Source organism: Massilia sp. 01N417, from assembly GCF_056399645.1.
On sequence record NZ_JBFTRS010000046.1, the window covers coordinates 1 to 5856 of the forward strand.

At 63.4% G+C, this 5856-nt stretch carries 4 protein-coding genes and 2 rRNA genes; 5 read left to right on the plus strand and 1 reads right to left on the minus strand.

What is annotated here, in order from left to right:
* Positions 1–194 (plus strand): 23S ribosomal RNA (locus AC1DOQ_RS26685); the annotation flags it as partial.
* Positions 195–314: 120 nt separating this feature from the next.
* Positions 315–427: ribosomal RNA gene (gene rrf / locus AC1DOQ_RS26690) — 5S ribosomal RNA — on the plus strand.
* Between the two features lie 52 nt (positions 428–479).
* Here the strand turns inward: rrf and bla are convergent.
* On the minus strand, positions 480–2177 hold the full coding sequence (bla, locus tag AC1DOQ_RS26695; RefSeq protein ID WP_477371362.1) for a subclass B3 metallo-beta-lactamase: 1698 nt from the start codon (positions 2175–2177) through the stop codon (positions 480–482).
* Positions 2178–2337: 160 nt separating this feature from the next.
* Here bla and AC1DOQ_RS26700 point away from each other — a divergent pair, with 160 nt between their 5' ends.
* The 3 genes from AC1DOQ_RS26700 to ampC all read left to right on the plus strand — a co-directional run bounded on the left by AC1DOQ_RS26700 (position 2338) and on the right by ampC (position 5467).
* Complete coding sequence (locus AC1DOQ_RS26700) at positions 2338–3438, plus strand: sensor histidine kinase (protein ID WP_477371365.1); 1101 nt, start codon at positions 2338–2340, stop codon at positions 3436–3438.
* A gap of 3 nt (positions 3439–3441) precedes the next feature.
* Positions 3442–4203, plus strand: coding sequence for a LytR/AlgR family response regulator transcription factor (locus AC1DOQ_RS26705; protein ID WP_477371368.1), 762 nt, complete (start codon positions 3442–3444; stop codon positions 4201–4203).
* A gap of 94 nt (positions 4204–4297) precedes the next feature.
* Positions 4298–5467 carry a class C beta-lactamase gene (ampC, locus tag AC1DOQ_RS26710; RefSeq protein ID WP_477371371.1) on the plus strand — a complete coding sequence of 390 codons (1170 nt, stop codon included), beginning with the start codon at positions 4298–4300 and terminating at the stop codon, positions 5465–5467.
* The last annotated feature ends 389 nt before the right edge of the window (positions 5468–5856 follow it).

Sequence of the window (5856 nt, forward strand, 5' to 3'; positions counted from 1 at the left end):
CATTGCCGGGTAGCTAAGTTCGGAAGAGATAACCGCTGAAAGCATCTAAGCGGGAAACTCGCCTTGAGATGAGATTTCCCGGAGCCTTGAGCTCCTTGAAGGGTCGTTCGAGACCAGGACGTTGATAGGTCGGGTGTGGAAGTGCAGTAATGCATTAAGCTAACCGATACTAATTGCCCGTACGGCTTGTCCCTATAACCTTGGCAGTCAGCCAGGGTACGATGACAGCTGTTTGTTGACACAACAGATCAAAACTACTTCTTCCAGATTCAGCGTCGCGTCTTCCCCAGAAGACGATACGCGTACAAGTCATGTCTGATGACCATAGCAAGTCGGTACCACCCCTTCCCATCCCGAACAGGACCGTGAAACGACTTTGCGCCGATGATAGTGCTGCAACCAGTGTGAAAGTAGGTTATCGTCAGGCTAATTATTCAGCAGAAGCCCGCTCAATGTGATTGAGCGGGCTTTTTGCTTTTCTAGCGTGCCTGTTTCAGATACGCCCGCAGTCCATGCGTGAGCACCAGCGGAAATACGCTTGCGTGATCTTCTTCCGCAAACACTTCCAGCCGCGTCGCCAATCCTGGATAGCGATGCGCCCTCAGCGCCGCATCGAATTCCCTCACATCGGCCACCATATCGGCATCCTCTTCATTACGTGAGCGCGTCTTCCCCGCCGCCAGCGTTTCGCGCCCGCCGATACCGAAGAACACCGATGCCGGCATATCCTTGTGCCCCTTCGCATACGCCTTTTCGCGATCGAACATCACACCGCGGTCGAACCACAAGGAAGGACTGCCGAGGATGTAATGTTCGAAGGTTTTCGGACGGCTCAGCAGGAGCTGCAGCCCCAGCAGGCTGCCGTAGGAATGGCCGACGAAGATCTTGCGGCGCATGTCCGCGCGATAGTGCGACGCGATCAGCGGAAACACCTCATCGGCAATGAAGCCGCCATATGCCTCCGCTTCGCCGAACGCTACCGCCCGTCCCGGCGTATCCGACGCATACCCCTGCGTGCGCGGTACCGACGGCGTGTAATCGCGGCGCCGGCTGAACACGGCGCTGTCGCCTTTTGCGTAAGACAGGCCCACCACGATCGCTTCCTCCAGGCCCGCATGTTTTGCCAAACGCTGGGCGATACTGCGCGTGACCGGAAAACCGTAAGCGGCATCGGTGACGAACAGCACCGGATAACGGCGATCCGACGAACGATAGGATTCCGGCAATGCGATGAAGACCTGGTAATCGCGGTTCAGCGCTCGTGCGTGCACGTCGCGCACTTCGGTGTCGTCGAGCAGATAGGCAGACGGCGCTTCCGCAGCTTTCGCGGCTTCCGCAGCCAGCGTTTTTGCCAGCATCGCCCGTGCCTTCGCCGCATACTTGCGGCAGCCCTCGGGGTCGACGAACGCCGCATTGCCGAGCGTCGCCCGTTTCGCCTTCTTCTCCCATAGCCCGCTCGCCTCCGGATGCGAACTCACCAGCACATCGCAATTCAAGGCTTCGACGGTGGCGATCGATCGCTCGATGTCGGCCCGCGCATTCGGGTACAGCGGATTCCTGCTGAAGCTGAGGCCATCGGCAACCACTGCGGTCAGGCTGTCGCCGTACACCATGTTCATGGTCCGGCCGCCTTCGCTCGACTGCCAGGTCCAGCTGGTCGCACCCATGGTATGTCCGGGTGTGAAGTGGGCCGTAACCGCGAGCGGTCCGAGTCTCACGACCTCGCCGTCGCGCATGCTGCGCGTGTTGGCGGCCGGCGTCATCGCTTCCAGGTTGGGATATTGCGGGTCGCGCCTGTCGGCCTGGCCGGAGCGCAGCACTGCCACGGATGGCGCACTGCCCAGCACCGTCGCGCCGCTCAGCTTCTGCAAGGCGGCGATGCCGCCGGCGTGATCGAAGTGCTCGTGCCCGTTGAGGATGTAACGGATGTCCTCGACCTTGAAGCCGAGCCGGCGCACATGTTCGGCGATCTGGTCCGAGGCGCCGGTCGGGCCGCCGTCGATGAGGATGTGGCCGGCCGGTGAGGTGATCAGTACCGCGCTGATGCCGCCGGTGCCGACGTAGTAGCTGTTGCCATACAAGGGGAAGGGATCCTGGGGCGCGAACCAGTCGGCGGCGGCGGCGTTCATGGAGGCGCCGAAGGCAATGGCGGCGGCAAGGCAGATGGTTTTTTTCATGTGCGGACAAAAAAAGTGTAGAGGGTTCGAATGAAGCCTGAACGATTCTGCAAGCGTCCCGCCGCCGCGGCAGCAGGGCGGTGACGAAACCCCGCATCCGCGTGATGAAGCCGACCGCCGCGACCGGTCCGGCGAACCGGGCCGCTGCTATACTTTTCCGATGACGCAGCTCTCTCTTCCGCGCACGCCGCCCGCAACCCGGACCATCGTCATGGCCGTGCTGGTATGGGCAGCCATCAGCGCCCTCGGCGCCCTGCAGACCTACAGCGACAACCTGCGCGTCGGCGTCGACAGTCACTATCCGGCCCTGCTGGTAACCTGGTTCATCGAATACGCGGTGCCGCTGATCGTCCTCAGCGCGGCACTCAGCCTGATCCTGGCGCGCTGGCCGGCCCTGATCGCCCGGCCGCGCAATGTGGTCGCGCTGTTCTTCGGCCTCGTGTTCCTGTTCCAGCCCGCGCAGTGGACCTATATGGCCTGGCTGCGCGGCTACCTCCACATCGGCAGCCTCGAGGATGCCCGCCTGCTGCTGATGAAGATGCTGCTGGTCGGCTGGTTCTCGACCACCGGCACCTTCGCCGCCATCCTCGCCATCCATTACTGGCGCCAGGCCCGCGAGCGCGAACTGGCCTGGCAGCGCAGCCAGACCGACATGCTCAACCTGCGCCTGGCCCTGGAGCAGCAGCGCATGCTGGCCCTGCGCGCCCAGTTCGAGCCGCACTTCCTGTTCAATGCCCTGAACGCGATCAGCGCCCTGGTGCGCGACGGCGACCGCACGCTCGCCCTTGGCGGCATCGGGCGCCTGAGCGACCTGCTGCGTTACGCGCTGTCGGCGAGCGTGCGCAACACCGTCACCGTCGCCGCCGAGCTGCAGTTCGTGCGCGACTACCTGGATCTGCAGCGCCTGCGCTATGGCGACCGGCTGCAGGTGCGGATCGACGGCGAGGGCCGGCTGCTGCATGAAGTCGAGTGCCCACCGCTGCTGCTGCAGCCGCTGATCGAGAACGCGCTGCGCCACGATCTCGATTGCCACCAGGGTCCGAGCGATATCCGCCTGGTCTTCGCGCAGGACGACGAGACGCTCGCCATCCGCGTCGCCAATCCCGTCAGCGCGCAGACCTCGCCGAATCCCGGCGCCGGGCTCGGGCTGGCGAATACGCGCGAACGGCTCAAGCTGATGCATCCGACCGCTTCGCTGGTCACTAGCGTGGAAGGCGGCCGCTTCGTGGCCGAGGTTCGCCTGCCGCTGGACAGGGACTGAGCGATGAGCGTGCGTTACCTGATCGTCGACGACGAAGCGCCCAGCCGCGCCAACCTGCGCCTGGCCCTGGGCGCGCACGCCGACTGGCGCCTGATGGCGGAGTGCGACGGCACCGCATCCGCGCGCACGGCGCTGGCTGGCCAGGAGGTCGATGTGATCTTCCTCGATATCCAGATGCCGGCCGAATCCGGCCTCGTGCTCGCGCGCGAAGTCAGCCGCATGAGTGAGCCGCCGCTGATCGTCTTCGTGACCGCCTACAGCGAGCATGCGGTCGATGCCTTCGAGGTGCACGCCCTCGACTACCTGCTCAAGCCCTTGAGCGACGCCCGCCTGGCGCAGACCGTCGAACGCATCGGCGCCATGCTGGCCCAGCGTCAGCGCGAGGCCTATGGCGCGGCCCTGCGCGATTACGTCGATGCCGGCGCCGGCCGGGTCGCGGAGCGACTGCAGCGCATCAATGTGCGTTCGGTCGGCCGCATCGAGCAGATCCGCGTGGACGACATCCTGTGGGTCGAATCGGCCGGCAACTACGTCGAGCTGCACCTGGAAGGACGCGCGGTCCTGCACCGCATCACCCTGAACCGCCTGGAAGCGCTGCTTGCGCCGGAAGACTTCCTGCGCGTGCACCGCAGTGCGATCGTGCGGCGCAGCCAGATCGCCCGCCTGGAGACTATCGGCGACGGCAGCTACCGGTTGACGCTGCGTTGCGGCGCCGCGGTGGCGGTCAGCGAACGCTATCTGAATGCGCTGAAGTCGGCGATGTGACGAAACGCCGCCGCGCCGGGACGGCGGTGCTGGTTGCGGCCGTATGGCCCTGCCTATACTGGCGCGTCATCATCAACGGGAGATTCTCTTGACCATCCGTCTGCAAGCCGTCGGGCGCCTCGCCCTGACCTGTTTCTGCCTTCTGCCGCTCGCGAGCCGCGCCGCCGCGAATGTCTCCGATGCCGCAGTGCGCGCCGCCGTCGACCGCGCGATCCGGCCCTTGATGGCGCAGCACGACGTGCCCGGGATGGCGGTCGCCGTCACGGTCGATGGACGCGCCATGTTCTTCAACTATGGCCTGGCATCGAAGGAGAAGGGACTTCCCGTCAGCGAGAACACGCTGTTCGAACTGGGTTCTGTCAGCAAGACCTTCACCGCGACGCTGGGCTGCTATGCCCGCGGCCAGGGCAAGCTGTCTTTCGACGACCATCCGGGCCGCTTCATGCCGCAGCTGAAGGGGAGCGCAATCGACCGCGCCAGCCTGCTGGAACTCGGCACCTATACGCCCGGCGGCCTGCCGCTGCAGTTTCCGGACGAGGTCATCGACGATGCGCAGATGCTGGGCTACTTCCGCAACTGGACACCGGATGCGCCGCCCGGCACGCAGCGCCGCTATTCGAATCCGAGCATCGGCCTGTTCGGACATGTGACGGCGCTGGCCTTGCATACGAGCTTTGCCGATGCCGTCGAGGGCAGGCTGTTCCCTGCGCTCGGCCTGAAGCACAGCCATGTCCGCATGCCGGCGGCGGCAATGGCGGATTACGCCTGGGGATACAACCGCGCGAACAAGCCGGTGCGGGTCAATCCTGGCGTCTTCGATGCGGAAGCCTATGGCGTGAAGTCGAGCGCCGCCGACATGATCCGCTTCGTACAGGAGAATATCGATCCGTCCCAGCTCGAGGAGCCGATGCGGCAGGCGGTGGAGTGCACCCATACCGGCTACTACCGGATCGGCGATACCGTACAGGGACTTGGTTGGGAGCAGTACCGGGCGCCGGTGAGCCTGGCGCAGCTGCAGGCCGGGAATTCCGAGAAGATGAGCCGCGGCTTCAATGCCGTTACCAGGCTCGAGCCGCCGCAGGCGCCGCCGCGCGGGACCCTGTTCAACAAGACCGGCGCCACGGGTGGATTCGGCGCCTATGTCCTGTTCGTACCGGAATATCGGGTCGGCATCGTCATGCTGGCGAATAAGAATTATCCGATTCCGGCACGCGTCGAAGCGGCGCATGCCATCCTCGGGCAGCTGGGACCGGCCATGCGCTAGCTTGTCGTACAAAAAAAGCGACGGACGGCCCTTGCGCGAGGGGCAGGGCGTTTGCTATAGTTCGCGTCCTGCTTCTGCAGCGCACGAAAAGTTTAATAGAATCAACGAATTAAACTTGTATAAACGGCCATGCCGAGTGCACTGCAGAAAAAGATGGAGTTGACGAGTTAAGCGAAACACTGCATAATCTCATTCCTCTGCTGCTGACGAACAAAACGATTCGCCGGGTGCAGCGAGGCAGTACCGAATACGATCTTTAACAATCAACAGTCGATAAGTGTGGGCGTTTGATGAAGTGCCAGCATCCTTCGGGGTGCTGAATGCTTAAATTATCAAATGTTCACAAAAAGTATAACGTTGCTCAGCAATGAGTAACGGTCAGTATTTTG